The organism is Mesorhizobium sp. LNHC229A00, from assembly GCF_000502415.1.
GTDB lineage: Bacteria > Pseudomonadota > Alphaproteobacteria > Rhizobiales > Rhizobiaceae > Mesorhizobium.
On record NZ_AYWQ01000028.1, the window covers coordinates 18,170 to 44,630 of the forward strand.

24 protein-coding genes and 3 pseudogenes are annotated in these 26,461 nt (G+C 62.9%); 6 read left to right on the forward strand and 21 right to left on the reverse strand.

Annotation, left to right across the window (positions count from 1 at the left end):
• Positions 1 to 8: 8 nt before the first annotated feature.
• Positions 9 to 1,334: an FAD-binding oxidoreductase gene (locus X742_RS142215; protein WP_023775122.1), complete on the reverse strand. Its 1,326-nt coding sequence runs from the start codon at positions 1,332 to 1,334 to the stop codon at positions 9 to 11.
• Positions 1,335 to 1,553: 219 nt separating this feature from the next.
• Here X742_RS142215 and X742_RS142210 point away from each other — a divergent pair, with 219 nt between their 5' ends.
• Positions 1,554 to 2,030, forward strand: coding sequence for an Lrp/AsnC family transcriptional regulator (locus X742_RS142210; protein ID WP_031248621.1), 477 nt, complete (start codon positions 1,554 to 1,556; stop codon positions 2,028 to 2,030).
• Positions 2,031 to 2,045: 15 nt separating this feature from the next.
• On the opposite strand, the gene X742_RS142205 is transcribed toward X742_RS142210, so the two are convergent.
• From X742_RS142205 to X742_RS142175, 7 genes are all read right to left on the reverse strand, one after another.
• Positions 2,046 to 3,701, reverse strand: coding sequence for an ABC transporter ATP-binding protein (locus X742_RS142205; RefSeq protein WP_023775124.1), 1,656 nt, complete (start codon positions 3,699 to 3,701; stop codon positions 2,046 to 2,048).
• Positions 3,698 to 4,543, reverse strand: coding sequence for an ABC transporter permease (locus tag X742_RS142200; protein WP_023775125.1), 846 nt, complete (start codon positions 4,541 to 4,543; stop codon positions 3,698 to 3,700). The genes X742_RS142205 and X742_RS142200 overlap by 4 nt, the downstream gene beginning before the upstream one ends.
• A gap of 2 nt (positions 4,544 to 4,545) precedes the next feature.
• A complete protein-coding gene (locus X742_RS142195; protein WP_031248622.1) occupies positions 4,546 to 5,496 on the reverse strand; it encodes an ABC transporter permease in 951 nt (316 codons plus the stop codon).
• An 88-nt stretch (positions 5,497 to 5,584) separates the two neighbouring features.
• The gene (locus X742_RS142190) at positions 5,585 to 7,195 is read right to left on the reverse strand and encodes an ABC transporter substrate-binding protein (protein WP_023775127.1); all 1,611 of its coding nucleotides are present in this window, start codon (positions 7,193 to 7,195) and stop codon (positions 5,585 to 5,587) included.
• Between the two features lie 64 nt (positions 7,196 to 7,259).
• Entirely contained in the window at positions 7,260 to 7,982 is a 723-nt protein-coding gene (locus X742_RS142185; protein WP_031248624.1) for an HAD-IA family hydrolase, read from the reverse strand.
• Between the two features lie 232 nt (positions 7,983 to 8,214).
• The gene (locus X742_RS142180; RefSeq protein ID WP_023775129.1) at positions 8,215 to 9,588 is read right to left on the reverse strand and encodes an aspartate aminotransferase family protein; all 1,374 of its coding nucleotides are present in this window, start codon (positions 9,586 to 9,588) and stop codon (positions 8,215 to 8,217) included.
• A 13-nt stretch (positions 9,589 to 9,601) separates the two neighbouring features.
• Positions 9,602 to 10,441 (reverse strand): GNAT family N-acetyltransferase, encoded by an 840-nt coding sequence (locus tag X742_RS142175; RefSeq protein ID WP_023775130.1) that lies wholly within the window; start codon positions 10,439 to 10,441, stop codon positions 9,602 to 9,604.
• Between the two features lie 320 nt (positions 10,442 to 10,761).
• Here X742_RS142175 and X742_RS142170 point away from each other — a divergent pair, with 320 nt between their 5' ends.
• Positions 10,762 to 11,430, forward strand: coding sequence for a haloacid dehalogenase type II (locus tag X742_RS142170; RefSeq protein WP_023775133.1), 669 nt, complete (start codon positions 10,762 to 10,764; stop codon positions 11,428 to 11,430).
• A 16-nt stretch (positions 11,431 to 11,446) separates the two neighbouring features.
• A complete protein-coding gene (locus X742_RS142165) occupies positions 11,447 to 12,721 on the forward strand; it encodes an FAD-binding oxidoreductase (RefSeq protein ID WP_023775134.1) in 1,275 nt (424 codons plus the stop codon).
• 27 nt (positions 12,722 to 12,748) lie between these two features.
• On the opposite strand, the gene X742_RS142160 is transcribed toward X742_RS142165, so the two are convergent.
• The 6 genes and pseudogenes from X742_RS142160 to argE form a co-directional block, all read right to left on the reverse strand.
• Complete coding sequence (locus X742_RS142160) at positions 12,749 to 14,206, reverse strand: NAD-dependent succinate-semialdehyde dehydrogenase (RefSeq protein ID WP_023775135.1); 1,458 nt, start codon at positions 14,204 to 14,206, stop codon at positions 12,749 to 12,751.
• A gap of 17 nt (positions 14,207 to 14,223) precedes the next feature.
• Complete coding sequence (locus X742_RS142155; protein ID WP_023775136.1) at positions 14,224 to 15,267, reverse strand: tartrate dehydrogenase; 1,044 nt, start codon at positions 15,265 to 15,267, stop codon at positions 14,224 to 14,226.
• A gap of 10 nt (positions 15,268 to 15,277) precedes the next feature.
• Positions 15,278 to 16,741, reverse strand: a complete 1,464-nt coding sequence (locus X742_RS142150; RefSeq protein WP_023775137.1) for an aldehyde dehydrogenase family protein — start codon at positions 16,739 to 16,741, stop codon at positions 15,278 to 15,280.
• 149 nt (positions 16,742 to 16,890) lie between these two features.
• Positions 16,891 to 17,244: a cupin domain-containing protein gene (locus X742_RS142145; protein WP_023775138.1), complete on the reverse strand. Its 354-nt coding sequence runs from the start codon at positions 17,242 to 17,244 to the stop codon at positions 16,891 to 16,893.
• A 23-nt stretch (positions 17,245 to 17,267) separates the two neighbouring features.
• The gene (locus tag X742_RS142140; RefSeq protein ID WP_023775139.1) at positions 17,268 to 18,191 is read right to left on the reverse strand and encodes a glyoxylate/hydroxypyruvate reductase A; all 924 of its coding nucleotides are present in this window, start codon (positions 18,189 to 18,191) and stop codon (positions 17,268 to 17,270) included.
• Positions 18,192 to 18,203: 12 nt separating this feature from the next.
• Positions 18,204 to 19,267 (reverse strand): annotated as a pseudogene (gene argE / locus X742_RS02170) (acetylornithine deacetylase).
• Positions 19,268 to 19,506: 239 nt separating this feature from the next.
• Here argE and X742_RS142135 point away from each other — a divergent pair.
• Positions 19,507 to 20,409, forward strand: a complete 903-nt coding sequence (locus X742_RS142135) for a GNAT family N-acetyltransferase (protein ID WP_023775142.1) — start codon at positions 19,507 to 19,509, stop codon at positions 20,407 to 20,409.
• A 122-nt stretch (positions 20,410 to 20,531) separates the two neighbouring features.
• The gene (locus tag X742_RS1000000174380; protein WP_023775143.1) at positions 20,532 to 20,696 is read left to right on the forward strand and encodes a hypothetical protein; all 165 of its coding nucleotides are present in this window, start codon (positions 20,532 to 20,534) and stop codon (positions 20,694 to 20,696) included.
• Between the two features lie 121 nt (positions 20,697 to 20,817).
• Here X742_RS1000000174380 and X742_RS1000000174385 read toward each other — a convergent pair whose 3' ends face one another.
• From X742_RS1000000174385 to X742_RS02145, 7 genes and pseudogenes are all read right to left on the reverse strand, one after another.
• Entirely contained in the window at positions 20,818 to 21,090 is a 273-nt protein-coding gene (locus X742_RS1000000174385; RefSeq protein WP_156939473.1) for a hypothetical protein, read from the reverse strand.
• Between the two features lie 74 nt (positions 21,091 to 21,164).
• Complete coding sequence (locus tag X742_RS1000000174390) at positions 21,165 to 21,335, reverse strand: hypothetical protein (protein ID WP_023775146.1); 171 nt, start codon at positions 21,333 to 21,335, stop codon at positions 21,165 to 21,167.
• Positions 21,336 to 21,415: 80 nt separating this feature from the next.
• Positions 21,416 to 21,889: pseudogene (locus tag X742_RS0138760) on the reverse strand (helix-turn-helix domain-containing protein); the annotation flags it as partial.
• Between the two features lie 206 nt (positions 21,890 to 22,095).
• On the reverse strand, positions 22,096 to 22,557 hold the full coding sequence (locus X742_RS142130; RefSeq protein ID WP_023775148.1) for an RES family NAD+ phosphorylase: 462 nt from the start codon (positions 22,555 to 22,557) through the stop codon (positions 22,096 to 22,098).
• Positions 22,557 to 23,000: an antitoxin Xre/MbcA/ParS toxin-binding domain-containing protein gene (locus tag X742_RS142125; RefSeq protein WP_023775149.1), complete on the reverse strand. Its 444-nt coding sequence runs from the start codon at positions 22,998 to 23,000 to the stop codon at positions 22,557 to 22,559. The genes X742_RS142130 and X742_RS142125 overlap by 1 nt, the downstream gene beginning before the upstream one ends.
• Positions 23,001 to 23,164: 164 nt before the next feature.
• Positions 23,165 to 23,771 (reverse strand): annotated as a pseudogene (locus X742_RS1000000176200) (IS110 family transposase); the annotation flags it as partial.
• 56 nt (positions 23,772 to 23,827) lie between these two features.
• Entirely contained in the window at positions 23,828 to 25,090 is a 1,263-nt protein-coding gene (locus tag X742_RS02145; protein WP_023775151.1) for an FAD-dependent oxidoreductase, read from the reverse strand.
• A 186-nt stretch (positions 25,091 to 25,276) separates the two neighbouring features.
• Between X742_RS02145 and X742_RS142115 the strand changes: the two genes are divergently transcribed.
• Positions 25,277 to 26,257 (forward strand): LysR substrate-binding domain-containing protein, encoded by a 981-nt coding sequence (locus X742_RS142115; protein WP_245275644.1) that lies wholly within the window; start codon positions 25,277 to 25,279, stop codon positions 26,255 to 26,257.
• Positions 26,258 to 26,461: the final 204 nt, after the last annotated feature.

A 26,461-nucleotide genomic window follows, 5' to 3' on the forward strand; every position in this document is an offset into this window, starting at 1 on the left:
ACCACGTCTCAGAAGTCGGCGACCTTGCCCCAGGCCGAACCATCGAAGCGCCGCGGATCATAGGATGTCGCGTCGACGATCGGTTCCGACCCGGTCATCAGATCGGCGACGAGATGCCCGGCGCCGGGTCCGATGCCGAAGCCGTGTCCCGAAAACCCGGCAGCCAGGAAGAAACCCGGAACGGTATCGATCTCGCCGATGGCGGGCACGCCGTCCGGCGTGCTGTCGATGTAGCCGGCCCAGGTCGCGCTGATCTTTGTTTGGCGCAGTGCCGGCAGCAGCGCGAGCGCCCGAGCGTGGGTCAGGCGGATGGTCGCCTGATCCGGAACCGGATCGAGGATGCGCATCCGCTCCATCGGCGTTGGCCGGTCGAGCCGCCAGCGCCGCAGCGTTTCGTGGCCCGAACGCATGCCTTGCAGCCCGCCGGGCCCGAGGCTTCGCCACCGCTTCAGGAACATGGGCAGGAACTGCGTGGAGAAACGCAGCTGCTGGGGCGTTACGTCCACGCGTCCACGCCCGGTTATGGCGAGCGTATAGCCGCCGTCGCTGCGCCGGGTGGCCGAGATCCCGGCCGTATGCACTGCATCCGGCAGGCCCTCCGCACCGGGCGAGACGGACAGGATTGAGGAGCGGACCGACGCCTGCGGAAAGCGGAAACCGAACTGATGGCAGAAGGAGGAAGCCCAGGCGCCGCCGGCCAGCACCGCCACCTTGGTCCGGATCGTTCCGTTTTCCGTGACCACGCCGCTCAGGCGCCCGCCCTCCGTCTCGATGCCGCGGGCGGCGCAATTCTGGTGTACGGAGCCCCCGAGCTTGAGGATGGCGCGGGCGACCGAGGGCGCGGCCCGCGACGGATCGGCGGTGCCATCCGTCGGCGAGAAGACGCCGCCCTTCCAGGTCCGGCCCGTGGCGCGGCCCCGCTCGCTGGCCTCGGCGCTGTCAAGCATGTGCGTGGTGACGCCGGCCGTTTTGGCGAAGTCACGCCAGCGCGCCCAGCCGGCCAGTTCCGCCTCGTCATTGCTGAGATAGAGCAGCCCGCAGCGGCGGAAGCCGGTGTCCTCGCCAGTTTCCGCTGCAAAGCGCTCCCAAAGATCGAGGCTTCGCGTCGCCATCGGCAGCTCGCGGGCGTCGCGGTTCTGCTGGCGACACCATCCCCAGTTCCTGCTGGATTGCTCGGCGCCGATGCGTCCCTTTTCGACAAGGACGACCTGCATGCCGCGCCCGGCCAGATAGTAGGCGGCGAATATACCGACGATTCCACCGCCGATCACCACAGCGTCCGCGGATTGGGGCAGTTCGCCAGATGTCTCGATTTGCTGCAGCGGCGCGGGCATTGTCTCTCTACCTTGAAGCGCCAATCTAGCTCGTTGCGCAGGCAGCCGCTGCTGCAGTTGAGGCCGCTGCGGAATTTTATTCCGCCAGCTCGGTTAAAAACGGGAGTCGCTGCGTTTTAAAGCGGTGTCCGCTTGGATGGACAGGCCGGTGGGCTGTGGTAGTGTCAATGTTGGTACGGCAGCATTTTGTGCTGTGGCATGCGTTCTTCGGAGACGGCCGTGAAACTGGATCGGATCGACATCAAAATTCTTCACGAATTGCAGAAGAACGGTCGCATCACCAATGTGGAACTGGCCGAACTGGTGCATCTGTCGCCGAGCCCGTGCCTGATGCGGGTCAAGAAATTGCAGTCGGAAGGCTACATCGAAGGCTATTCGGCGCAGGTCAATATCGGCAAGCTCGGCCAGATGCTGACCGTATTTACCGAAATCACCTTGAGGAACCACCGCCAGGTGGACTTCGCCCGCTTTCTCGCCGTCGTGGAGAAGATCGACCAGGTCATCGAATGCCACCTCGTGTCGGGCGGCTACGACTATTTGATGAAATTCGTGACCGCGGGCATTGGCGAGTACCAGACGATCATGGAGCGCCTGACCGACATGGACATCGGCATCGACAAGTATTTCAGCTTCGTGGTGCTGAAGTCTCCCATCGTCAAGGCGCACATGCCGCTGCCCAGCCTGTTTCCGAGGTGAGGCTTTGCCGCTTCTTCAACGGTGGCCGTACCGGCTGACGAGCTCGGGGTCGCGGACAAGGCCGTCGAGCCAGGTCGGATCAAGCTTCGGCACTGAGGAGAACAGAAGCTTGGAATAGGGGTGGGTGGGCACCTTCAGCTTGTCGGGCGTGATCTGCTCCACCCGCTCGCCGTTGTACATGACCATGATCTCGTCGCAGATGGCCTCGACGACGGAGAGGTCGTGGCTGATGAAAATGTAGGAAAGGCCCAACTCGCGCTGCAACTCCTTGAGCAGTTCGATCACGGCGGCCGCCACCACCGTGTCGAGCGCCGAAGTGATTTCGTCGCAGATGATCAGCTTGGGGTCGGCCGCCAGAGCGCGCGCGAAGTTCACCCGCTGCTTCTGGCCGCCCGAGAGCTCCGACGGGCGACGGTAGCGTAGCGTCCTAGGCAGGCGCACCATGTCGAGCAGTTCATCGACGCGCTTGGAGCGCGCCTGCCTGTCGAGCCCGTGATAGAAGGCCAACGGCCGGGAGATGATGTCCTCCACAGGCTTGGCCGGATTGAGCGCGGTATCGGCATACTGGAACACGATCTGCATCTCACGCAGGTCGTCCTGACTGCGTTTCCCAGCGGTACGCTCCAGTTGCTTGCCGTCGAAGATGATGTCGCCGGCCGCTGCCGGATGGATGCCGGCGATGACGCGTGCGAGCGTCGATTTTCCGCAGCCGGATTCGCCGATGACGCCGAGATTGCGCCCCTTCTCGACGACCAGGCTGACGGAATTGACAGCGCGGATCAGCGGCAGTCCGTCAGCCCGCACCGCACCATAGCCGGCAGTCACATTATCGATACGCAGCAGCTCTTTCGTCCGCGCATCCGCGTCCGCATGTGCTTGCCGCGGTTTCGGCTCGAAGGCAGCCAGCAGTTCGCGCGAATAGGGGTGCTGGGCAGCCGAAAGTATCTGAGCCGTAGTGCCGGTCTCCTGCACTTCGCCGCTCTTCAGCACAACGATGTGGTCGGCGATCTGGGCGACGACGGCGAGGTCGTGGGAGACGTAGACCCCCGCTATCCCGCCCGCCCGCATGACCGACTTGAATGCCTTCAGCACGTCGATCTGCGTCGTCACGTCGAGTGCCGTCGTCGGCTCGTCGAAGATCATCAGCTTGGGATCGCCGATGAGCGCCATGGCCGCCGACAGCCGCTGCAATTGCCCCCCCGAAACCTGGTGCGGGTAGCGCGCGCCGATCCCTTCCGGATCCGGCAGCGACAAGGCCCGGAACAGGTCGACCGCTCGCTTTCGCGCCTGCTCGGGCGGCATCAGCCCGTGGATGCGCGTAACCTCGATCACCTGCTCCATGATGGTGGACGAGGGGTTGAAGGAGGCCGCGGCACTTTGCGGAACATAGGCAATGTCGGTGCCGCGCAACTTGGCGCGCTGCTGTTCGGAAAGTGCCGCCATGTTCTTGCCGTTGACATTGATCTCGCCGCCGGTGATCCGGCAGCCAGGCCGCGCATAGCCCATCAGCGAGAGCGCGATCGTCGTCTTGCCGGAACCACTCTCGCCGATCAGGGCGACGATCTCGCCATCGGCGATATCGAAGCTGACGCCCTTGATGATTTCGACAACACGACCCGAGTCCGTCGTAGCCTCGATCCTCAGGTTCCTGACCTCGACGAGATTGCTCATGCGTCCCTGTCCCTGATCTTCCGCGGCAGGTTGTCGATCAGCAGGTTGACGCTGATGGTGAGGCTGGCGATCGCCAGCGAGGGCACAATGACGGCCGGTGCCGCGAAGGGCAGGCCGCCGATGTTCTCGCGCACCAGCGCGCCCCAGTCGGCGAGCGGCGGCTGGAGGCCGAGGCCGAGGAAGGACAGGCCGGAGAGCAAGAGCACGATGAAGACGAAGCGCAGGCCGAAGTCGGCCAGCACCGGGCGTATGATGTTGGGCAGGATCTCGGATCCGATGAGGTACGCGGTGCTTTCGCCGCGGACGCGGGCGACGGTCATGAAGTCCATGCTGTTGATGTTGACGGCGAGCGCCCGCGCGAAGCGATAGGCGCCGGGTATATAGATGACGGCGAGCGTCAGGATCAGCGCCGGGATCGACGAGCCGACCGCGGCGACGACCACAAGGCCGAACAGCTTGCTAGGAATGGAATTCATGGCATCGAGGAAGCGGCTGAGGCAGCTGTCGAGCCAGCCGCCGGTGACGGCCGCGACCATCCCTAGCACGACGCCCGAGAAGCAGGCGATGCCGACGGCAGCGAGCGATATGCCGACGGTGTAACGCGCGCCCATCAGCACCCGCGAGAGCATGTCGCGCCCCAGATAGTCCGAGCCGAGCCACAGCCCCTGACGCATCGGGCCGAAATAATCGTCGTCGACGATATCGCCGATCGAATGGGGAATGATCGTGGGCGCGAAGATGGCGATCAGCGTCCACGCCACGATGACCAGCGAGGCCACCACGCCCACCAGATTGTAGCTGTGGCCCAGGAAGGACCGTCGGGAAGCTGCCACGCGCGCCATCGTCACCTGAGCCTCGGGTTGGACATGATGGCGATGATGTCTGCGACGGTGATAAGCAAGAGATAGCCGAGGCAGAAGATCATCGCGCAGCTCTGGATCAGCGGCAGGTCGCGGGTCGCGACCGCATCGACCATCAGCTTGGCGATGCCGGGATAATTGAAGATCGTCTCCACGATGATGACGCCGCCGACCAGATAGGACAGCGACAGCGCGACCGCGTTGACGATCGGCCCGAGCGCATTGGGAAGTGCGTGCTTGAGCACCATGCGCCCGCGTGAGGCGCCTTTGAGAAGCGCCATCTCGACATAAGGCGTGGAGAGTGTTTCGATCACCGCAGCGCGGGTCATGCGGATCATCTGGGCGGAGATGACGAAGGTGAGCGTGATCACCGGCATCGCGTAAATGCGCACGAGGTCAGTCAGCGTATGCGCCTCATTGACCGAGGACAGCGCCGGCAGCCATTTGAGATAGACGGCGAAAAGCAGGACCGCGAGGGTCGCGACCATGAATTCCGGCACGGAGATGACGCCGATCGAAAGAATGGTGACGGCGCGGTCGTAGAGGGAACCGCGCAACATGGCGGAGGTGATGCCCAGCGTCAGCGCCAGCGGCACAGAGAGCAGCGTGGTGATGCCGGCGAGCTCCATGGTGTTGACGAAGCGCCCGCCGATCAGCGCCGCGACCGGCATCTCGTTGGCATAGGACGTGCCGAGATCGCCGTGGAGCAGGCCGATAAGCCAGCGCAGGAAGCGCAGAATTGCCGGCTCGTTGAGATGCATAGCCTCGCGCAGGCCGGCGACGGCTTCGGGTGTCGCCGCTTGGCCGAGCAGGATCGACGCGGTGTCGCCGGGTAGCATGCTGGTGGCGAAAAAAACGGCGAACAGGACGATCAGAAGCGTGATGACCGCGATTGCCAGCCGCTTCAACACGAGGTTTAGAACCCCAGACGTCATGGAAGCGCTCCTGCGGTTGCGTTCGGCCAAGCCATGTTGCGCAATTAAGGTGCCAGGGACTGGCTGTCCGGTCCCTGGCAGGCGCCTCTCAGGCTTCGAGCCAGAGATATTCCGCCATTGCGTAGCCCATCATGCCACCGAGTGGGTTCGCCTCCAAACCCTTCACCTTGCTGGAGAGGGCATCAACGTTGGAAATGTAGGCCGGGATGATGGTGCCGGCCTCCTCGGAGACCATGGTCTGCATCTGGCCGTAGATTTCCTTACGCTTGGCTTGGTCAAGCGAGCCGCGCGCCTCGATCATTAGCTTGTCGAACTTCTCCGACTTGTACTGGCTTTCGTTCCAAGGCGCGTTGGAGGCGTAAAGGAGCGAGAACAGAATGTCCGGCGTCGGGCGTGGATTGATGTTGCCGAAATGGATCGGCGCCTTGAGCCAGTAATTGTCCCAATAGCCGTCGGACGGGACGCGCTGGACATCGAGCTTCATGCCGATGTCCGCGCCGGCGGCCTGGATGATCGTCGCCATGTCGATCGACGATGTCGCCGCGTCGGAGGCGATCACGGGGATGGATTGGCCGAGCAAACCTGACTTCTGGAAATGGAACTTGGCCTTGTCCGGATCGAAAGCCTTCGGCTTCAGGTCGGCATTGTGGAAGATGTTTGCCGGCGAGACGGGCTGGTCGTTGCCGACTTCTCCAAGGCCGCGCAATGCCGATTTGACGATCTGCTCGCGATTGACGAGGTATTTCATGCCGGCCACGAAGTCGGCCTTGTTGCCCGGATCCATGTCGAGCCGGATGTTGAGGTCCGTGTAGTTGCCCGAGGTCGTCTTCGACAATTCGAAGCCCTGCTGGCCGCCGATGAGCTTCATCGCGCGCGGATTGATCGAGGCGGCGAAGTTGATGTCGCCGGAAAGCAGGGCGTTGACGCGGGCGCTGTCGTCGCTGATGGCGATGAATTCGAACGAGTCGAGGTAGGGCTTGCCGGATTTCCAGTAGTTCTTGTTCTTGGTGACGACCGACCGCACGCCCGGTTCGAACGCTTCCAGCACGAAGGCGCCGGTGCCATTACCCTTGGAAAAGTCGGTGGTGCCGTCCGCCACGATCATGAAGTGATGCAGGGCCAGGATGGTCGGAAGGTCGGCATTCGGGTCGGCCAGCGTGATTTCCACGGTCGACTTGTCGACTGCCTTGAAGCCGGTCATCTGCGCGGCGATCTTGGCGACTTTGGAACCGACCGCCGGATCGAGATGGCGCTTCATCGAGAAGACGACGTCGTCGGCGGTGAGGGCCTTGCCGTCGTGGAAGGTGACGCCCTTGCGCAGCTTCACCGTCCAGGTCTTGGCGTCCTTGCTGTCGAAGCTTTCAGCCAGCTCCATCTGCGTGACGCCATCCTTGTCGAGGAAAGTCAGGCGGTTGTAGAGCGAGCAGCAGCGGACATAGTCGGTCGACAGCGACGCCTTTGCCGGATCGAGCGTGTCGGCGGTCGAGGACGACCAGCCGGCGGCCTTGAAGCTCCCGCCGGAAACCGGCGTGGCGGCGACGGCATTGGTGGCGCGGCCAAGCACCATGCTGCCCGCGGCAACCGCGGCGCCGCCGGCCAACAGCATCTTGAGGAGTTCGCGGCGGCTCGCGCCCCGCCGAATGGCATTTTCGACCATGGCATCGTCTGCGCTGGTCCAGTTCGTGATCTTGTCGGTCATAATCATTCCCCTTTCTGTTTGTTTTCCGGCTTGCTCGTCTTGACGCGGCTTTCCGGGCTTGGGCTCAGGTTCGTTCCTTCAGGCTTTCCCGCACGGCCGACGCCATCGCGGCCATTGAGGTGAAGTGGTGGTCCGGCACGGTGAAGCGGTCGGGTTCGATCGTGCCGCCATAGCCCTTCTGGGCATGCCGGCGCTCGATCCAGCAATTGGTCAAGCCAAGCGCCTGGGATATGCCGATATCGTGATACTGGCTTTGCGCGACGTGCAGGATGTCGTCCTTGCTGTCGCCCCTTGCGGCGACGAAATCGAAGACCTTCTGGAAGAACGCCGGATCTGGTTTCTCCGTGCCGGTGTCGTCGGTCGTGAAGGTGGCGAAGAAGGGCGATCCGAGCTGCTTCTCGAAATGGTCGAGCGCCCAGCGCCGGGCGTTGGTCATGGCAATCAGCCGGTGCGATTTCGCAAGCTCGGCCAATGCCGCCGCGCTGTCCGGGAAGCCTTGCCAGAGGCTGGCGGACTCCCGCAGGCGCACGCCGTATTTCTCCTCGGCCGGCAGGCCGAGCTGCGGCGCGATGACCATGTAGACACGCACGAGATCGTCGGGAAACAGGCTCGCATCGGGCATGTAGCGGGCCTGCCGGTAAAGGCTCAGCGCGGCTTCGCCATCGACGGAAACGCCAGCGTCGGCGGCAATCTCGGCCAGGCAGGTCGTGATGCCACCTTCGAAGTCAATCAGCGTGCCGACGACATCGAAGGTCATGTATTTGAATTTGCTAAAGCCTCTGGCCAAGACTGGCTCTCCTCTGCTCGCGGCCGAATTGCATCGTGCTGAACAGAACAAAATTCCGTGCTGTCCGGGGCGTCGGCCTTTTTCAAAAACCCGGAAGTTCGGGGCTTCTGGCCTTGTCTTATAAGCAGTCTGGCACTTCCCCCGCGCTGGATTCGCCGAAAAGGCGCTGGGCTGCGGCACAAAATTGCGAAATCGTCTGCCCCGGCGCTATTTCGAAACACGTTGTCGCCCGTCATGCCAGGGCCTGGCGGACGTCGGCATCGTCCAGCGTCTGGTCGAGCGTCAGGCGCGTGCGCTCGACGATCGCGTCGATATCGTCGTCGGTGCAGCAGAGCGGGGGAGCGTAGCCGACAACCCCGTTGGCAAAGGCACGGATGATCAGGCCATTGCCCCACGCCCTGTCGAAGAGGCGCCGCGCCGGCATGGCCGATACGGGAAGCGGTGTCTTCTTCTGTTTGTCGACTACAAGTTCCATCGCGGCAAGCATCCCGCGACCGCGAACATCGCCGACGAGCGGATGGTTCCTCAGACCCTCCAAGCCCGCCATCAGCCGAGCGCCGGCCTTGATGCCATTCTCCAGGAGGCCGCCTTCATAGAGCTTCAACACCTCGAGCGCGACGGCGGCGCTGACGGGATGGGCGGAATAGGTGTAGCCGTGGCCGACCGCCGAAGCGCCCGCGCCGTCGGCGATGACGTTATAGACATGATCGGCCATGAACACGGCGCCCATAGGAACATAGCCGGAAGTCAGCCCCTTCGCGGTCGTCATGAAGTCTGGAACGATGTCCTCCTCCGTGCAGGCGAACAGAGGTCCCGTGCGGCCGAAGCCGGTGATCACCTCGTCGGCGATGAACAGGATGCCGTACTCCCGGCAAAGTTCGCGCAGTGCCTTGATCCAGCCCTTCGGCGGGACAATGACACCGCCCGAGCCCTGGATCGGCTCGGCATAGAAGGCAGCGACCCGCTCCGGTCCAATCTCCTCGATCTTGGCCTTTAACGCGGCGAGTGATGCGGCGATGATCGCGTTGCCGTCCTCGCCTACCGGGTTGCGATAGGGATAGGGGGAGGGGATCTTGTGCTGCCATTCGAAGGGAATGCCGAAGCCGGCGTGAAAGGCGGGCAGGGCGGTCAGGCCCGCGCCGACCACAGACGAGCCGTGATAACCCTGCTCGATGGAAATGAACTGGTCGCGCTTCGGTTCGCCTTTGGCATTCCAGTAGTAGCGGACGAAACGGATCGTGCTGTCGACCGCGTCCGACCCGCCAAGCGTGAAGAAGACGTGGTTGAGGTCGCCTGGCGCGCGCTCGGCCAGTTCCGAGGCGAGGCGGATGGCCGGCTCAGAGCCGAGGTCGAAATAGGCGGTGGCATAGGGAAGCTCGCGCATCTGCCGGGCCGCCGCTTCGACGATGCTGTCGAGGCCGTAGCCGGCATTAACGCACCACAGCCCGGCGAAGCCGTCGAGAAGCTGCCGGCCGGACGCATCGGTCACGGTCGCCCCCTTCGCCGATTTCAACACACGGACGCCTTGCGCCTCGTGACCACGGTATGAAGAGACCGGGTGGATGAGATGGGCGCGGTCGAGTTCGATTAGGGAATTGGCGAGCATTCTATCCTCCGGACTAGCCGAGCGCCTGGTTGGCGAGGGCGTAAACTCTGGGCCTGGCCTGTTCCGCGACCGTCTTGGGCGGACGGTCCATGGCCACGCCGCCGCCGACATGGGCGAGACCGATTTCTTCGAGCCAGCCGGCCATGCCGGTCCCGCTGCCGGTATCCACGCGCAGGAAGGCGCCGGGACGCGGTGCGGCGAAGAAGCCGATCAGGGCCTTCGCCTCGTCGGCGCTTGCCGCGATGACGGGACCGATCACCTCGCCGCGCCCGAACGGGCGGATCGCGGCATAGGCCTCGATGGCGCCATTGCGGCGGATGACGGCGAATTGGCCGCGTTCCGCCAGTGCGTCGATCAGGGCTTCACGGTCGGCGCCGTAAGCGTCGCGGTCCAGCGCCTTGATTTCCAAGAGATCGGCGGTGTCTGCGGCTTCCACGCCGTCGGGCGCACCAAGTTTGGCGACGCTGCCCTGATGTTGCCGGATTGTACCGGACGGCACGAAGCCGAGCTTTTCATAGAGAGGCATGCCGTCAGTTGTCGCGACGAGCCGCAGCGGACGGTCGCCGGCAAGGGCGAAGGCCTGATCCATCAGCCGGCGCCCAAGCCCCTTGCCGCGCGCGTTCCTGTCGACGATCACCATGTTGATCATGGCGCAATCCGCGCCGTAGGGCGTGACCAGGATGGTTCCGGTGACGCGGCCCTGGTTGTCGAGCGCGACCGCACCGGTCGAGAGCTGCAGCGCCATCTGCCAGTCCTGCCGCCGATGCGGCCAATTCTCCTGGCGAGAAAGCGCCACGGCGCCCTCAATATGGTCCGGCCCGAAGGCCTGGAGTTCGATCTCGCCCTGCTGCATGAGGCCTCCTTCCGTCTAGTGCCCAAGTCTCGGCCATCGGCGCGCAGCAGATCATCTGAAGGCATTGGCTTCGGCGGTATCTTTCGCCGTAGCGCAAGCGGTGCGCCGCATCTTGTGCTGGCGCTGTCCGCGGCGGATGCGTTTCACGCCGATCGCGGCGCCGCAATCGGCGCGCCAGATGCTACAGCGTGCCAAACCGGATGGCGGATACGGAACTTTCTGCTTTCGCGAGGGCGATTTCGGTCAGGTGGGTCGCTGCCTGCCGTCCTATGATGAAATACATCCCAGCATGGATGTGCTTCCACCGGAGATCGACGGACATGGCTTCCTTCAGGCCCAAATACATCACCTTCGACTGCTACGGCACGTTGACCTTTTTCCAGATGGCGGAAGCGGCGCGCGATCTTTATGGCAGCCGGCTCGACGAGCCGCGCATGCAGGAGTTCATCAAGAATTTCGCGGCGTATCGGCTCGACGAGATCATGGGCGACTGGAAGCCCTATGCCGACGTCGTCCACAACGCGCTCGAGCGCACCTGCAAGCGCAACGGTATCGCCTTCAGCGCCGAAGACGCTGGGATGATCTACGAGCGCGTTCCGACCTGGGGGCCGCACGCCGATGTTCCGGCCGGCCTGGCGAAGGTCGCCAAGGAAATTCCGCTGGTCATCCTGTCCAACGCCATGAACGCGCAGATCATGTCCAATGTCGAGAAGCTCGGTGCGCCGTTCCATGCCGTCTACACGGCCGAGCAGGCGCAGGCATACAAGCCACGCTTCAAGGCCTTCGAATACATGTTCGACAGGTTGGGTTGCGGCCCGGAGGATGTTCTTCACTGCTCGTCTTCGTTCCGCTACGACCTGATGTCGGCGCACGATCTCGGCATCAAGAACAAGGTCTGGGTCAATCGCGGCCACGAACCGGCCAACCCGCACTACGGCTATGTCGAAATATCGGACATTTCGGGTCTTCCAGGCGTCGTTGGGCTCTGAAACAGGCGGATTGCCGATGAAGTTCGTCTCCTACTGGCACGACACCGCCCCGGTCTTTTCCTGCGGCGCGCAGGGCCCGGTCGAGGGGCACTACGATGCCGCCATCATAGGCGGCGGCTTCACCGGCCTTGCCGCGGCGCACCGCCTGGCGAAGGCCGGCGCCAAGGTGGCGGTGCTGGAAGCGGAGCGGGTGGGGTGGGGTGCATCCGGACGCAATGGCGGGCACCTGAACAACGGCCTCGCCCACAGCTACCTCTCTGCCAAGGCGGAGCTTGGCAAGGAACGCGCGATCGCGCTCTACCGGGCGCTGGACGACTCGGTCGACACTATCGAGACGCTGGTCGCCGAGGAAGGCATCGACTGCAATTTCCGCCGCGCCGGCAAGCTGAAGCTCGCCTCCAAGCCGCAGCATTTTGAATCAATCGCCCGCAACTTCGAAGCTCTCCATGCCGAGGTCGATCCGGATACGGCGCTGCTGTCGGCGGACGATCTCAGATCCGAGATCGTCTCGCCCTTTCATGGCGCGATGCTGTCGAACAAAAGCGCCATGATGCATATGGGCCGCTATGTCGCCGGCCTGGCCACTGCCGCTGCCCGCCACGGTGCCGTCATCCATGAGAACGCGGCGGTGACGGATCGCAAGCAGGTCGGCAGCAAGCATGAGATCACCACCTCGCGCGGTCGGATCAGCGCCGATAATGTGCTGATGGCGACCGGCGCCTATACCACGGCGAATTTCGGTTATTTCCGCCGCCGGATCATCTCTGTCGGCAGCTTCATCATCGCCACGCGGCCGTTGGGCGACACCGAGCTCGCCGCGACCATGCCTGGCAACCGGACATGCGTGACCTCGATGAACATCGGCAACTACTTCCGGCTCTCTCCTGACAACCGCCTGATCTTCGGCGGCCGCGCACGCTTCTCGGCGACGTCGGACCAGCGCTCCGACGCCAGGAGCGGACGAATATTGCAGGCAAGCCTTGCCACAATCTTCCCGCAACTCGCCAAGGTCGAGATCGACTATTGCTGGGGCGGGCTGGTCGACATGACCAAGGACCGCTTCCCGCGGGCCGGCTACCATGATGGGGTCTGGTACGCGATGGGCTATTCCGGCCATGGCGCCCAGCTTTCCACGCATCTCGGCATGATCATGGCCGATGCCATGCTCGGCCGCGAGGATCGCAATCCTATGAAGGGGTTCGAGTGGCCTGCCATTCCCGGCTATTCCGGCAAGCCCTGGTTCCTGCCGATGATCGGCCTCTACTACAAGGCGCTCGATCGAATTCAGTGATCTTTTCGGCCTGGCCGGGCCTCAGTCTCAGCTGAGCCCGCCCATATGAAAACTCTTCATCTCGAGATATTCCTCGATGCCGGCCTGCGCGCCTTCGCGCCCCAGACCGGACTGCTTGACACCTCCGAAGGGGGCCACCTCGATCGAGACCGAGCCGGTGTTGAGCCCTACCATGCCGAATTCCAGTGCCTCGCCGACGCGCCAGGCGCGTTTCAGGTTCTCGGTGTAGAAGTAGGAGGCAAGACCGTAGGGCGTACCATTGGCCAGCGCGATCGCCTCCTCTTCCGTCTCGAACCGGAAAAGCGGCGCAACCGGGCCAAACGTTTCCTCGCTGGCGAGTTGCATTTCTTCGGTGGCGCCGGTCAGCACCAGCGGTGCGACATACTGAGGACCGTTCGGCAAGGCCGGCCTGTCCGTAATGATCTTGGCACCTTTGGCGAGAGCGTCCTCGACGTGGCGATTGATTTTCTCGACCGCCGCCATATTGATCATCGGCCCGATGGCGACGCCGGGCTGTGTGCCGGGCCCGACCGTCATGGCGTTGACGCGGGCGGTGAGCTTCCTGGCGAAGGTGTCGTAGACACCGGCCTGGACGAGGATGCGATTGGCGCAGACGCAGGTCTGGCCGCCATTGCGGAACTTCGAGACAAGCGCGCCCTCGATGGCGAGATCGAGATCGGCGTCGTCGAAAACGATGAAGGGGGCGTTGCCGCCCAGTTCGAGGCTGAGCCGCTTCACGCTGTCGGCGGCGCCGCGCATCAGCAGCGAACCGACCCGCGTCGAGCCAGTGAAGGAGATCTTGCGCACCGTCTCGTTCGCCATGATCTCGGTGCCGATCTCGGCCGGCATGCCGATGACGATGTTGATGACGCCGGCGGGAATGCCCGCGCGTTCAGCGAGCACACCAAGCGCCAGCGCCGAATAGGGCGTGAACTCGGACGGCTTGATGACCACGGTGCAGCCGGCGGCCAGCGCCGGCGCGACCTTGCGGGTGATCATCGCGTTGGGAAAATTCCACGGCGTGATGATCCCGCAAACCCCGACGGGTTCCTTAAGCACGATGATGCGCCGATCTGGCGTGGGCGAGGGGATGGTGTGGCCGTTTATGCGGCGCGCTTCCTCGGCGAACCATTTGACGAAGGACGCGCCGTAACGGATCTCGCCTTTGGCCTCGTCCAATGGCTTGCCCTGTTCGGTCGTCAGGATGAGTGCCAGATCGTCCAGATGTGCCAGCATCAGGCCATGCCATGCTTCCAGAAGAGTAGCGCGTTCGGCGTTGGTTTTCTTCCTCCAGTCGCCATAGGCGGAAGCCGCGGCCTCTATCGCCGCGCGGGTCTCCGGACCGGCCATGTCGGGCACTGTGCCGATCGCTGCCTGGGTCGCCGGATCCATGACATCGACCGTCTTGCCGGAGCCGGAAGCGATCCAGTTGCCGCCGATCAGGCCAGCTTCGCGGAAGAGGTTTTTGTCTTTCAGGTTTTTCATCGGATACGACCTTGCAATCAAGTGAGCGCCGCGACGATGGCGGCCGTGATGGCTTTCGTGCTGTCCTTGCCGGCGACGGTTCCAACGCCTCGCGCGGTTGTGGCTTCGAGCGCTTTAATGACGCGACCAGCTGCGTCTTTTTCCCCGAGATGTTCGAGCATCATCGCGCCGGACCGTATGGTGGCGATCGGGTTGGCGATGCCCAGATGGGCGATGTCGGGCGCCGAGCCATGCACCGGCTCGAACATCGACGGCGCCGAGCGGTCGGGATTGATGTTGGCGGAGGCGGCATAGCCGAGCCCGCCCTGGATCGCAGCGCCGATGTCGGTCAGGATGTCGCCAAACAGGTTCGAAGCGACGACCACATCGAGGCTCTCCGGCGCCATGATCATGCGCGCGGCGAGCGCGTCGACATGATAGCTGGTCACGGCGACATCAGGATAATCCGCCTCCAACTTTCGCGTGATCTCGTCCCAGAACACCATCGAGTATTTCTGCGCATTGGATTTGGTGACGGAGGCCAGCTTGCCCCGACGCGACCGCGCCTGCTCGAAGCCAAAGCGCAGGATGCGCTCGACGCCGGCGCGGGTGAAGATCGAGGTCTCCACGGCGACCTCGTCCAGCGTGCCTTGATGCACGCGCCCGCCGGCGCCCGAATATTCGCCTTCGGTGTTCTCGCGGATGCACAATATGTCGAAGTTTTCCGCCCGCAGCGGGCCTATCACGCCCGGCAGCAGGCGGTGCGGCCGGATGTTGGCATATTGCACGAATGCCTTGCGGATCGGTAGCAGCAGACCGTGCAGCGAAACGGAATCCGGCACCTCCGCCGGCCAGCCGACGGCGCCGAGGAGGATGGCGTCGAAGCCGCGCAAGGTCTCGATGCCGTCCTCGGGCATCATGTGGCCGGTATCCTTGTAGAATTTGCAGGACCACGGGAATTCGGTTCCGGTCAAGGCAAAGCCTGCGTGTTTGGCCGCGGTCTCCAGCACCGTCCAGGCGGCGGCGGTCACATCGCTTCCGATGCCGTCACCGGGGATCAGGGCGATCGAATAGGAGCTCATCGGCATCTCTTTACAGGCTGATCAGGACGCTCTTGGTCCTGCGGTTGGCGAGATAGGCATCGCGGCCGAGATCCTTGCCGATGCCGGAGCGCTTGTAGCCGCCGGTCGGCAGGATATGGTCGCGCGAGCGGCTGTAGCGGTTGACCCAGACGGTGCCTGCTTCGAGCTTGCGTGCAAAGCGGATGGTGCGGGAGATGTCAGTGGTGAACAGGCCGGAAGCCAGCCCGTAGGTCGGATGGCTGGCCAGCGCCAGCGCCTCTTCCTCGGTCTCGAAGGTCTGCACGGTCAGGACCGGGCCGAAGATTTCCTCGACGATCGCCGGATTGGCCTGGTCGACATTTGCGATCAGCGTCGGTTCGTAGAAATAGCCTGGGCTGTCCATGACTCCGCCTCCGGTCAGGCATTCGCCGCCAGCCTCGATCGCGGCCCGCACGATGCCGTCGATGCGCGCCCTCTGCCGTTCCGAGATAACAGGCGAATATTGGGTCGCGTCGTCCCAGGTCGGGCCGGGCTGCACCATCTTCATCCGTTGCAGGATAGCGGCCGTCAGCCTGTCGGCCACGCTCCTCTCGACGATCAGGCGTGTGCCGGCTACACAGGCCTGGCCGGCATTGAAGGTGACGCTGCCGGCAATGGCCATTGCGGCCTTCTCGAGATCGGCATCGGCAAAGACGATCTGCGGGCTCTTGCCGCCGAGTTCCAGCGTCATCGGCTTGACGCCGGTGCGAGCGACATTCTCCATGATCGCCGATCCGGCGCGGGTCGAGCCGGTGAAGCTGACTTTGGCGATCTCGGCATGGCCGGTCAGCGCCGTGCCGGTCGTCGGGCCGTCTCCCAGCACCACGTTTACGAGCCCTGCCGGCAGGCCTGCCCTAACGGCTAGTTGCGCCATATAGACTGCCGAAAAGGGCGTCATTTCCGATGGCTTCAGCACGACCGCATTACCCGCGGCCAATGCCGGACCAAGCTTCCATCCGGCCATCGAGATCGGAAAATTCCAAGGCGTGATCGCGCCGACCACGCCATAGGGCTCGCTCATGATCATGCCGAGAGTGGCGTCGTCGGTCGGCACAAGTTCGCTGCCTTCCTTGTCGGCGAACTCGGCGAAGAAGCGGATCTGCTCGGCGGTGATGGCGATGTCGCCGGCAACGAGCTGGCCGACAGGCCGGGTGGAGCACAGCGCCTCGATCCTGGCCAGCGTTTCGGCTTCCGCTTCGATCAGGTCAGCCCAGGCTTGGAGCGCCCTGGTGCGCTCGCGTGGCCGGACGCCGCCCCAGTTGCTGGTCTTCAGCGCCGCCTTGGCGCTTTCCACTGCACGGTCAACGATGTCTGTTCCGGCCACTGGGCAGGCGGTATATGACTTGCTGTCCGAGGGGCGGCGCATTTCGATCCCGCCCTCGGCCGAGATTAGGTCCCCGCCGATGAAGTGGCCGACGGGAAGGGGGATTCTATCGGGATCGAAGCTCAGGCTCATCGACAATCACTCTGCGGCATCGCCCGGAGCTTAGCGCGTGCTGGCACGCAGCATGCGCTGTTCGGCGATCCGCCGCCGACGAATGTTGCGTGCTAGGCGTGAGAGACGGCAAAATCTTCCGCGCAGGCCGGCATCTCACGCGGGTTCCGTTATCCGACGGTCACGTAGATCTTGCGCACTGTTTCGATGGTCTTCCAGACACCGGTGAAGCCAGGCTTCATCACGAAGCTGTCGCCGGCGCGGTAGGTCACCGCCTCGCCGCCATCGGGCGTGATTTCAATCACGCCGGTGAGAATGTGGCAGAACTCGAAGGTCTCTCCCTTGATCGAGCGCGTTTCCCCGGGCGTCGCCTCCCAGACGCCGGTATGGACAAGGTCGCTCTTGGCGGCATCCTGCGCCCAGGTCTTGAAGGCGGGCTCGCCGGCAATCAGCCGTTCGGGCAGCGCCCTGGATACGCGTGGCGGGAAGGCTGGATCGGTATCGACGGTTTTGAGCAGGGGCAAAGGATGACCTCTCTGGTTGGACTTCAATAGCCGCGCGAGCGGTCGACGAGCCCGATGGGGTCGAGCCCGGCGCGGTGGCGTCGGATGTTTTGGATAACGGCCCGAGCAGCGGTCGCTGGCTGGGTGACGCTGGCGACATGCGGGGTGACAATGATCTTCTGATGCGACCAGAACGGATGGCCCGCGGGCAGCGGTTCAGGATCGGTCACGTCGATCATGGCGGCCGAGAGTTGTCCGCTGTCGAGCGCGGCGAGAAGCGCTTCGTGGTCGAGCTGCGGCCCCCGGCCCGTATGGACAAGCGTTGCGCCCTTGGGCAGCTTCGCAAACAGGTCGGCATCGAGGAAACCGCGTGTCTCCTCGGTCAGCGGCAGCAGGCAGATCAAAATGTTGCTGGCCGCGAGCATCTCGTTCAGCCCGGCCTCGTCATGATGACAGGTCACGCCCTCGATCTGCCGTGGCGAGCGGCTCCATCCTGCAAGCGGGAAGCCGAAGGGCTTTAGCCGGTCGAGGACGGCTTGCCCAAGCTGCCCGAGGCCGAGCACGCCGATCCGGCGCGACCCGGCCTGGAGTTGCGGGATGTCGTGCCAATCGCCAGCGCGTTGCTGTGCCAGATATTCCGGCAGGTTGCGATGCAAAGCGAGCACGGCAAGCGTCACATACTCCTGCATCATGCGCACGATGCCTTCCTCGACCGTACGCACGATCTTCACCTGTTCCGGTATGGTGGCGAGGCGGAACTGGTCCACACCGGCACCGATGGAAAACAGGATCTCCAGGTTGCAGTAGCGCGCGAGGTCTTCTGGCGCGGTCCAGGTGATGAGATATCGCACCGCGTCGGGATCGACCGTTGCGGCATCCATCATAAAAGGGACGTCCGGCAATTCTCTAGCGAAGGCGTCGGCAAAGACCGCTCCGCGCCGCGCATCGGAATTGAACAGGAATGTCATTCCGGTTCCCCTTCAAGCCGCGCAGCGGGCGCCGAGCGTCTCGATCAATCGCTGGCAGGCAGCGAGTTCGCTGGCGAGAATATATTCGTCTGGCTTGTGGGCACGACCGATGTCGCCTGGGCCGCAGATGATCGCATCGAAGCCGGCGGCCTGGTAGAGCCCGGCTTCGGTGCCGTAGCTGACGGCGGCTAGCGGCACCTCGCCGGTCAATTCGCGCAGCAGTCCCGCAAGAGGCGCGTCTGGCGGCAGCGANCTGCCCTTGCCTTGATGGGCGCCAGCAGGATCGCCGGGTCGACGCCAGGTATGGCGCGTGCCTCCACGTCCAGCGTGCAGGTGTCGGGGATGATGTTGACCTGATGTCCGCCTGCCACCAAGCCCGCTTGCAGCGAGGAGTAGGGCGGCTCGAAGGCAGGGTCGAACGGACCGTGCGTCAGCCGCTCGGCTTCGCTCACGGCCGCGCTCAGCGCACCGGCCATGGCATGGATGGCGTTGAGCCCGAGATCAGGCCGCGAGGAATGGCCCGAGCGCCCTTTGATGGTTACGCGGGCGGCCGCCTTGCCCTTGTGGCCGCGCACGGCGCGCATGCCGCTCGGCTCGCCGACGATGACGCCGAGCGGTTTTGCGCAAAGCTCGGGAAGCCGGGCCATCAAATGTGGCACGCCGCGGCATCCCACTTCCTCGTCGTAGGAGAAGGCGAGATGGATCGGTTTGGCGAGGCGCAGTGGAGCCAGCATGGGCACGGCCGCGAGTGCCGCAGCAAGAAACCCTTTCATGTCGGTAGTGCCGCGTCCGTAGAGCCGTTCGCCCTCCCGGCGTAGCGCGAAAGGGCTCGAACTCCATTGCGGCTCGCTGGCTGGAACAACGTCCATGTGGCCGGACAGTATGTAGCCCGGGACATTGGCGGGGCCGATCGTCGCGAAAAGATTGGAACGATCGCCTTCCGGTCCCGGCAGCAAGGTGACCCGCGTGCTGTGCTCCGCGAGATAGGCCTCGATCCAGCCGGCAATATCGGCGTTTGGCTTGCCGGCGACCGATGGAAAGGCGACGAGACGATCGAGAATGTCGAAGACGTCCATTCCAGCCCTCAAAGCGTGTTAGGTTCGCCGGGTTCGGTGCCGTCGACCATATGCTGCCAGATTTCCAAAGAGGATGCGTGCGTTCTTTCGCGATTGCGTGCCGAAAGCTGAAATGTTTCAGTTGAATCTTGCGTTGTTGCGCGGCATTCGAGCAAATCGTATCGGTCTGCTCGTTTAGCGTTGGCTGCAGTGGGTGGCCATCAGTGCGTGGCGCTCTGGTGCGGAAATCTTGCAGGGGCATGGAATTGAAGCCGTCCGGACGCTTGAAAATCGACACCTTCTCGGTGCGCATCGGCGACATCGAAGACATCGAACTGGAGCGGTTGCACGCGCTCTCTCTGTCCGTGGGATGGCCACACCGGGCCGAGGACTGGCAGTTCCTGCGCGAGCAAGGACAGGGGTTCGTGGCGCTTGACGAGATCGGCCGGGTTCTCGCTTCGGCGATGTGGTTCGCGCATAGCACCAATTTCGCGACCGTGGGCATGGTTATCACCTCGCCGCGACTCCAGACGCTGGGTGCTGGGCAATGGCTGATGAAGCGGGTCTTCGACAAGGTCGCCGGTTGCGATCTGCGCCTTAATGCAACACGCGCGGCAAGGCGTCTCTATCTCTCGCTCGACTTCCAGCCAGAGAAGACTGTCTATCAATGCCAGGGCATCGCCCGTGCGCAGACGATCGTTGAGTGGGAAAATACCCGAGGCGATGTCCGGAGTTTGATCGAGAATGATATTCCCGCCGTGATCGCGCTCGACGCGGCAGGGTTCGGTGTGAGGCGGGCGGCCCTCATCGAGAAGCTTTTCGCGCACTCGGCCGGTTATGGTCTTTTCAAGGCTGACACGCTGAGCGCTTTCGCGCTCTGCCGGCCGTTCGGGCGAGGCCATGTCGTGGGGCCGGTCGTGGCGGAAAGCGACGCAGACGCCGTGGCGATCGTCGGACCGCATGTAGCCGACCATTCGGGGTCTTTCCTCAGGGTCGACACTCACATGGGGAATGGCGATTTCGCCGCCTTTCTGTCGCGCAGCGGAATACCGGTCTTCGACACTGTGCTGACGATGTCGATGGGCAAACGCCTCACCGATTTTGCCGCCGACGGTGCAGCTACATCGGTAACCTATGCTCTTGCCAGTCAAACCCTCGGATAAGTCAGCCGAGGACGCGGCTCCGCACCACGCGCGCCGCCTGGGAAGACATCGAAGCCACGTACAGTTTTCTGCAAGCTATGCTGGATTAAACACAGCAGGCCAAAGTGGAATTGTCTCTGCCTTTGAAGTTGCCTGAGGCGGTGACTCTTCTGGAGGCAGCGAGCAAGATCCTGCCTTCGCTTCGCTCCGCAGGTGTGGAAGCAATCCGCACGACTGTCCGGCCGTTCCTGGAGGATGGCTACACCTGCGCCGGCGCCATGCCGGACATCTCCGGCCACTGGCTGTGACGCATAGTGGCGTGACGATCGCGCCGCATTTGGGCAAGGTGGTCGCCGACGAAGTCGTGCGCGGCAAGATCCATGAGGAGATGGAGATGCTCCGCCCGCAGGAGCCGCTATCGTTTGGCGGTCAGCTTACCGCAACTGCCATCGCGGATCGCGGATACCTTGTCCTTAGCAGATGTGTGGCATCCGCAAGCGCTGTAACAAAATCATCCATTTCGCTTTTTAGCATATAGATGTGCGGCGACACTCGAAGTCCTTCCAAATGCTCGACCATTCTATATTTGACATGAATTTTATGGTCGTCCCTCAGTTTTCGCTCGAGGATTTTCATATCCAGGCCTTCAATAGAGAACAGACTCACAGCGCCAAGTTCCGGCGTGTCCAGCAGCGGGTGCAATCGGAAACCAGGTATGTCGCGGGCGAGGCTGATTCAGTAGCGGGTTAGTTCCTGAAGGCGCTCCAGGATGTTCTCTAACCCAATTTCTCGATGAAAGCCGATCGCTGCGCGATCCCGGCCAGTATTGCAGAGTTGTACGTGCCAAGATTCCAGTGGTCGAATTTGTCGATGCGCAACGGCGGCGGGTCGAATGGCGCGAGCAGCGGCCACGTTTGATCGATTTGCCGCTCATTCACGATTAACATGCCGTTGCCGCGGCTCTCGAACCACCAATGGTGCGAGCCGTCGATCTGAACCAACTCGCCGAGGCAGTCGCGCCGACCCNGCCGCGGCTCTCGAACCACCAATGGTGCGAGCCGTCGATCTGAACCAACTCGCCGAGGCAGTCGCGCCGACCCCGTGGCTGGTGAAGCTGCTTCTTGCGCTCCCGGCGCGATGTCCAGATGCCGGCTTCCGTCATCCATTTGCGTAGCGTCTCGGTGCTGACGGCGATCTGGTGCCACTCAAGCAGCTTCTCTCGGGCAAGCGTCGGGCCGAAGTCCCGGTAGTGATCGCGCACCAGATCCAATGCGGCGTTGCGGAAGTCCTCATCATGGCGTCGATTGCTCGGCCGGCCGCGCTTCTTCGAGGCCAGGCCGCCGGCGCCGTCCTGGTCATAGGCTTGCAACAGCCGGTGAACCTGACTGCGGCTGAGATGAAGAAGCTCCGCCGCCTTGACGACGCTCAGCCGCCGGTCACGGATCTTCTGGATGGCTTCGAGACGATGCAGCTCTCTTTGCGACAAGGTGACCAAAGGCATGACGGCTCCCGCAATAAGCCCGCCCTCACGCCAGGCTCTGTGAAGTCGCCAGCCTTCCTTTCCAGCTTCGTGTTGACCAGCCTCGGAAGCAGGAAGTGTCGCATCTCTAACTGGGGCAACTGTCGCATTACTAAATAGCTGCTACAGATGAAAGTCGCGTAACTGGGAACTTTGTAAACTATTGAGACGACAGGCTAATTTACGCACTACAGCAACCGCACATCCAGGTCAAAGGCTTCAATCCGCTCTATCCGAATCCCAGAGGTCGCGGGATGGCGATGATTGATGATCACGTTCTGGTCGGGGCTGTCCGCAATCGAAACGATCGCAGACGGAATGAACAGTATTGCCGCTCGATTGCTCGCGAGCCACTCATCTCCGATTCTCTGCGTTTCCGCCTCCCGCCGACGCCAATCCTCGGGAAGATCCGCCAGAGTGATGTGTTCAACGGGAATCTCATTTGACACCTCATAAACCACCATCGCGAGCGCCGGCAGCAGCTCCGGGTCCTCAACATGAACGAGCTTTTCGAGAACGCAGAGCGATGGCGATGTCGCGGCGTATGTCAGAGGACGGCCCACCGTGTTCCACCGGCCGTCGAGCCGCAGACCGTAGCCCCCGTCGAAGGCGTCCGCGAATTGCACGCTCGAAAGTCGCCAAAGCCGCATCAAGCAGCGGCACCCCAGGCAATCTTGCCGAGAATGGTTTCGATAACGCGCGCGCCGGCCTCGGTCTGGGCTACAGTTAGCGGCGTCTCACGGCCCAGCTCAGCCAACTCTTTACGCAGCCAACGGTTCGCCTTGCCGGCATCACCAAACGTCTCTTCCGCAAGCGACTGGATGCGGACAAGGCGCACGGCCCGATCGGACTCGTCTATCGTCAGCGGCTGGTTCTTCTCGGCGCGGTGTCTGCGCGTGCGCTGCGGAATGACAAAACGCTCGATCTCCTGTTCACTCATGCCGGCGAGAGCAAGCCCTTTCAGCGTGGCGAGTGGAAGCCGGCGCCGCACTACGGTCGCAAGATCGGCCTGCGAGCGAACGTCCGCTCCAAGCACGGTCACGCCGCCCAGCTTGCGGGCGACTTCCTCAATCACTGCGTTGGATGTGGCCATTTTCTTACTCCGGCAATCTGCCACAGAAATTAGGACATCTTGCCGGAAATGCAATAGCACGGCTTGCCGGCGCACGCCGAGGCGACGAAATGCGACGCCCTGCCCTTGCGTGTGGAGGCTGAGCAGCAGGGCCGGTGTTGGCATATCTCTCGCGACGAGCAAGGCGTCGCGTGCCTCTTCAATTCCTTGATCTGCTGGATCAGCAACTCGATGCGATCAAGCTCGCGGCTGATCTGCGCCATGAGCGCTGACGACAGTGGACGCCCATCTCCGGTAGTGAGCACGTCGAGGCATTTGCGTGGATCGACTTTCAACGGTTCGTATCCGGACACACCTTGGCTGAACAAAAGGCCCTTTATCCTGTTGACGTGCCTGATGCCTTCCGCTCCCGCACCAACCGGCGACGGTCTTCCTCCTCCGGCGTTGGCGATCGCAAAATCGCGCAAACCCGAGGCTCGCCGCGGTTGTAGGCCAACAACGCTCGAACCAGTGCTTCCCCATTAATCCTGTCGGTCTTGGCCCGCCGGCGGCAACGCAACGCGGCAATGGATGCCGGGTCTACGACATAACTCTCGATCCTTCGCGTTCGAGGAGCCGATGTATCCAGAATCCATCCAGACCAGCTTCCTGGATTGATGTGACCCGGAAACGCTGCGCTGTCCGGACTTCAGCCTTTCGTTGCAGCTCTGCTACGTGATCGAGCAAACCCGGAATGTCGCCCCCAGACACGAGGTGTCTCGACATTCTCTCGCCCCCACCTGGCGAAAGGCTCCGGTCAGCCGGTCCTCGCGCTGGCGCCCGGCATCAGCACGGGCGTCCGGAGCGCTTCAGACGCATGCCGCCGGCCTGACGTTCTGATTCAGGCGAAAGAAATTGGTAGGATCATACTTATATTTCAAAGCGGCCAACCTTGGATAGTTCTCGCCGTAAGCCGCCAGAACCCTGTCCATGCCCTCCTCGCCAAGATTGTTTGCATAGACGCCGCCAGTCGAGAACGGTCTCATCGCATCCCATAAATCACGCGCCCAACGGATGTGGGTCTCGTCATCGGCCGGATTGTCCCAGATCGAGATCGGGAAGCAATCGTACAGCGCATCTCTGTTTGCGTAGGGGGTTTCGGCAATCGGTACACGCGAGATAGCGCCGCCAACCTGCTGAAAGACAAGAAGCGACTCGCTGGGTGCAGTCGTATAGCCCGCAAGGAGCGTGTCGATCGCCTGGTCTGTGATTTCGCGCATGAACTGCGCCTTCCAGTAATAGCGCCTACCGCGTGGAAAGATGGCGTCCCCGGCCGACTGGATTTGAAGATACTTTACCTGGCCAATTCGGTCTTCTACCGGCGTACCATATTCTTTCAATGGTCGGACGATTTGTTCGCCCTCGACGAGCGGGCCGATGTAACACGCCGAGATGCTGAAGAACCGTTCGCCAGAGGGCGCCGTTACAAGGGCCGCGTCCAGGCTCAGCTCATCTGGGGCATTGCTTGAGAACGCGCGGTAGAATCTCATCGCCTCGCGGGCTTCTTCGTAGCGGTGCAGCACGGACCCCGCGATGAGCAGCGGACCCACGGGATGAAGCCTGTATTCGAAGCTCGTAACGATTCCGAAGTTGCCGCCGCCGCCCCGAATGCCCCAGAACAGATCCGAGTTTTCGGTTGCGTCTGCCCGGAGCAACCGCCCGTCCGCCGTCACGATTTCGACGGCTACAACATTGTCGCAGCTCAGGCCATGTTTGCGGCCAAGCTTGCCAAACCCGCCGCCGAGCGTCAGTCCTGCTATGCCGGTATCGCCATTGACGCCCATGGTCGTCGCGAGGCCATGGGCTTGCGTGGCCGTGTCGAACTCTCCCAGGCTCAGGCCGGCCTGCGCGCGTGCAATCCGGCGGACCGGGTCGACCTCGATGCACTTCATGCGTGACACATCGATCACCACGCCACCGTCGCACACCGAACTGCCGGCGACGTTGTGGCCACCGCCGCGAACGGCGAGGAGGAAGCCTTGCGATCGGGCGAAGTTGACGGCCGTGACGACGTCATCGGCGTCGGCGAGTACATGACCGCTGCTGGTCGCTTGTCGACCATTCCATTCCAAACCTTGCGTGCCGGGTCATAACCAGCATCGTCCGGGAAGGACCAGATCTCCGCGAATTGCGTGCCTGAGCCGTAAGATGTCCGTCGCCTGCAGGACTGGCCCCGCACTGGAATTGTCCATAACCTCCAGCATGCTCATCGAGAGGATCCCTTCGTTGTCGCAGGACTGCCCGGATATGATGATCTCATGGGCCTTTATTCGCCGCAAAGTCGAATATCTCAGTCGCTAGATGAGCTGGATTCATCTAGATTGGCTTTCATGAGAAAGCTTCCGCCGCTCGGATCCCTTCGCGCCTTCGAGGCTGCTGCCAGGCGCATGAGCTTCAGGGAGGCTGCGAACGAGCTCGGTGTGACGCCCACAGCCATCAGTCATCAGATTCGAATGATCGAGGTCATTTGTGGGCAACCTTTGTTTCGACGCCGCCCCCGGCCGCTCGTGCTTGCCGGCGCGGGGGAACGGCTGTTCCCGATAATTCGCAACGGCTTCGACGCCTTTGCCACAGCAATTGCCGCCGCTTCGGCCAGCGTTGGCCAACGTCCGCTGCGGGTAACGAGCCCGAACGCATTTGCCAGCCGGTGGCTCGTGCCGCATCTGCCACAATGGCGGGAACAGCATCCGGATATTCCGCTGGAGATTATCGGAACAGACCTGGTTCTGGATCTGGGCGCCGGTAGCGCCGATGTTGCAATCCGCTACGCGCGCAGGATGCCTTCGAATCTTGTTGCGCAGGAACTCTTTCGGGACACGTTCTTTCCGGTATGCAGCCCGCAATTGCTGGCGAAGGGCGCCAGACGGATCGAGCGGGCCGCCGATTTGCTGCACTATCCGCTCATCCATTTTGATTGGATGAACCGTGATCGCGAGGCGCCAACCTGGTCGCGATGGCTGGCGATGGCCCGCTCTATCAATCCCGACATTCCGGATACCAACAAGGCGTGGGATCTGAGTTTTCGCGAGGAACTGCATGCGGTCGACGCAGTCGCTGCGGGCCAGGGTATCGCTATCTGCAGCGACGTAGTGGTCAGCCACGAACTCAAGGGCGGAGCGCTGGTCAAGGCACACGGCCTCTCTCTTCCGGGCTACGGCTTCTATCTTGTGTATATCCCCGACCACCCCCAGCAATCCAATATCGAGGCCTTCTCCGCTTGGATGAGATCTATGGTGTAACGCTTGCCGTCGCTCGTGAAGCCGGGGCCAGCCCGTGTCGAATATATCTATCGAGCATCGCGCTACTCTGACAGCCCGGCGGTCTGCAAAGCATCACCAAGGCATTCCGCCAGCGCTGGAGCACAGTTCACGCCCGCAAACTGGCGGCTGTAGCGAAAAGTTGGGTGCAGTTCGAGCACCCGGGCAGCAGCTGTCCTCGCTTCC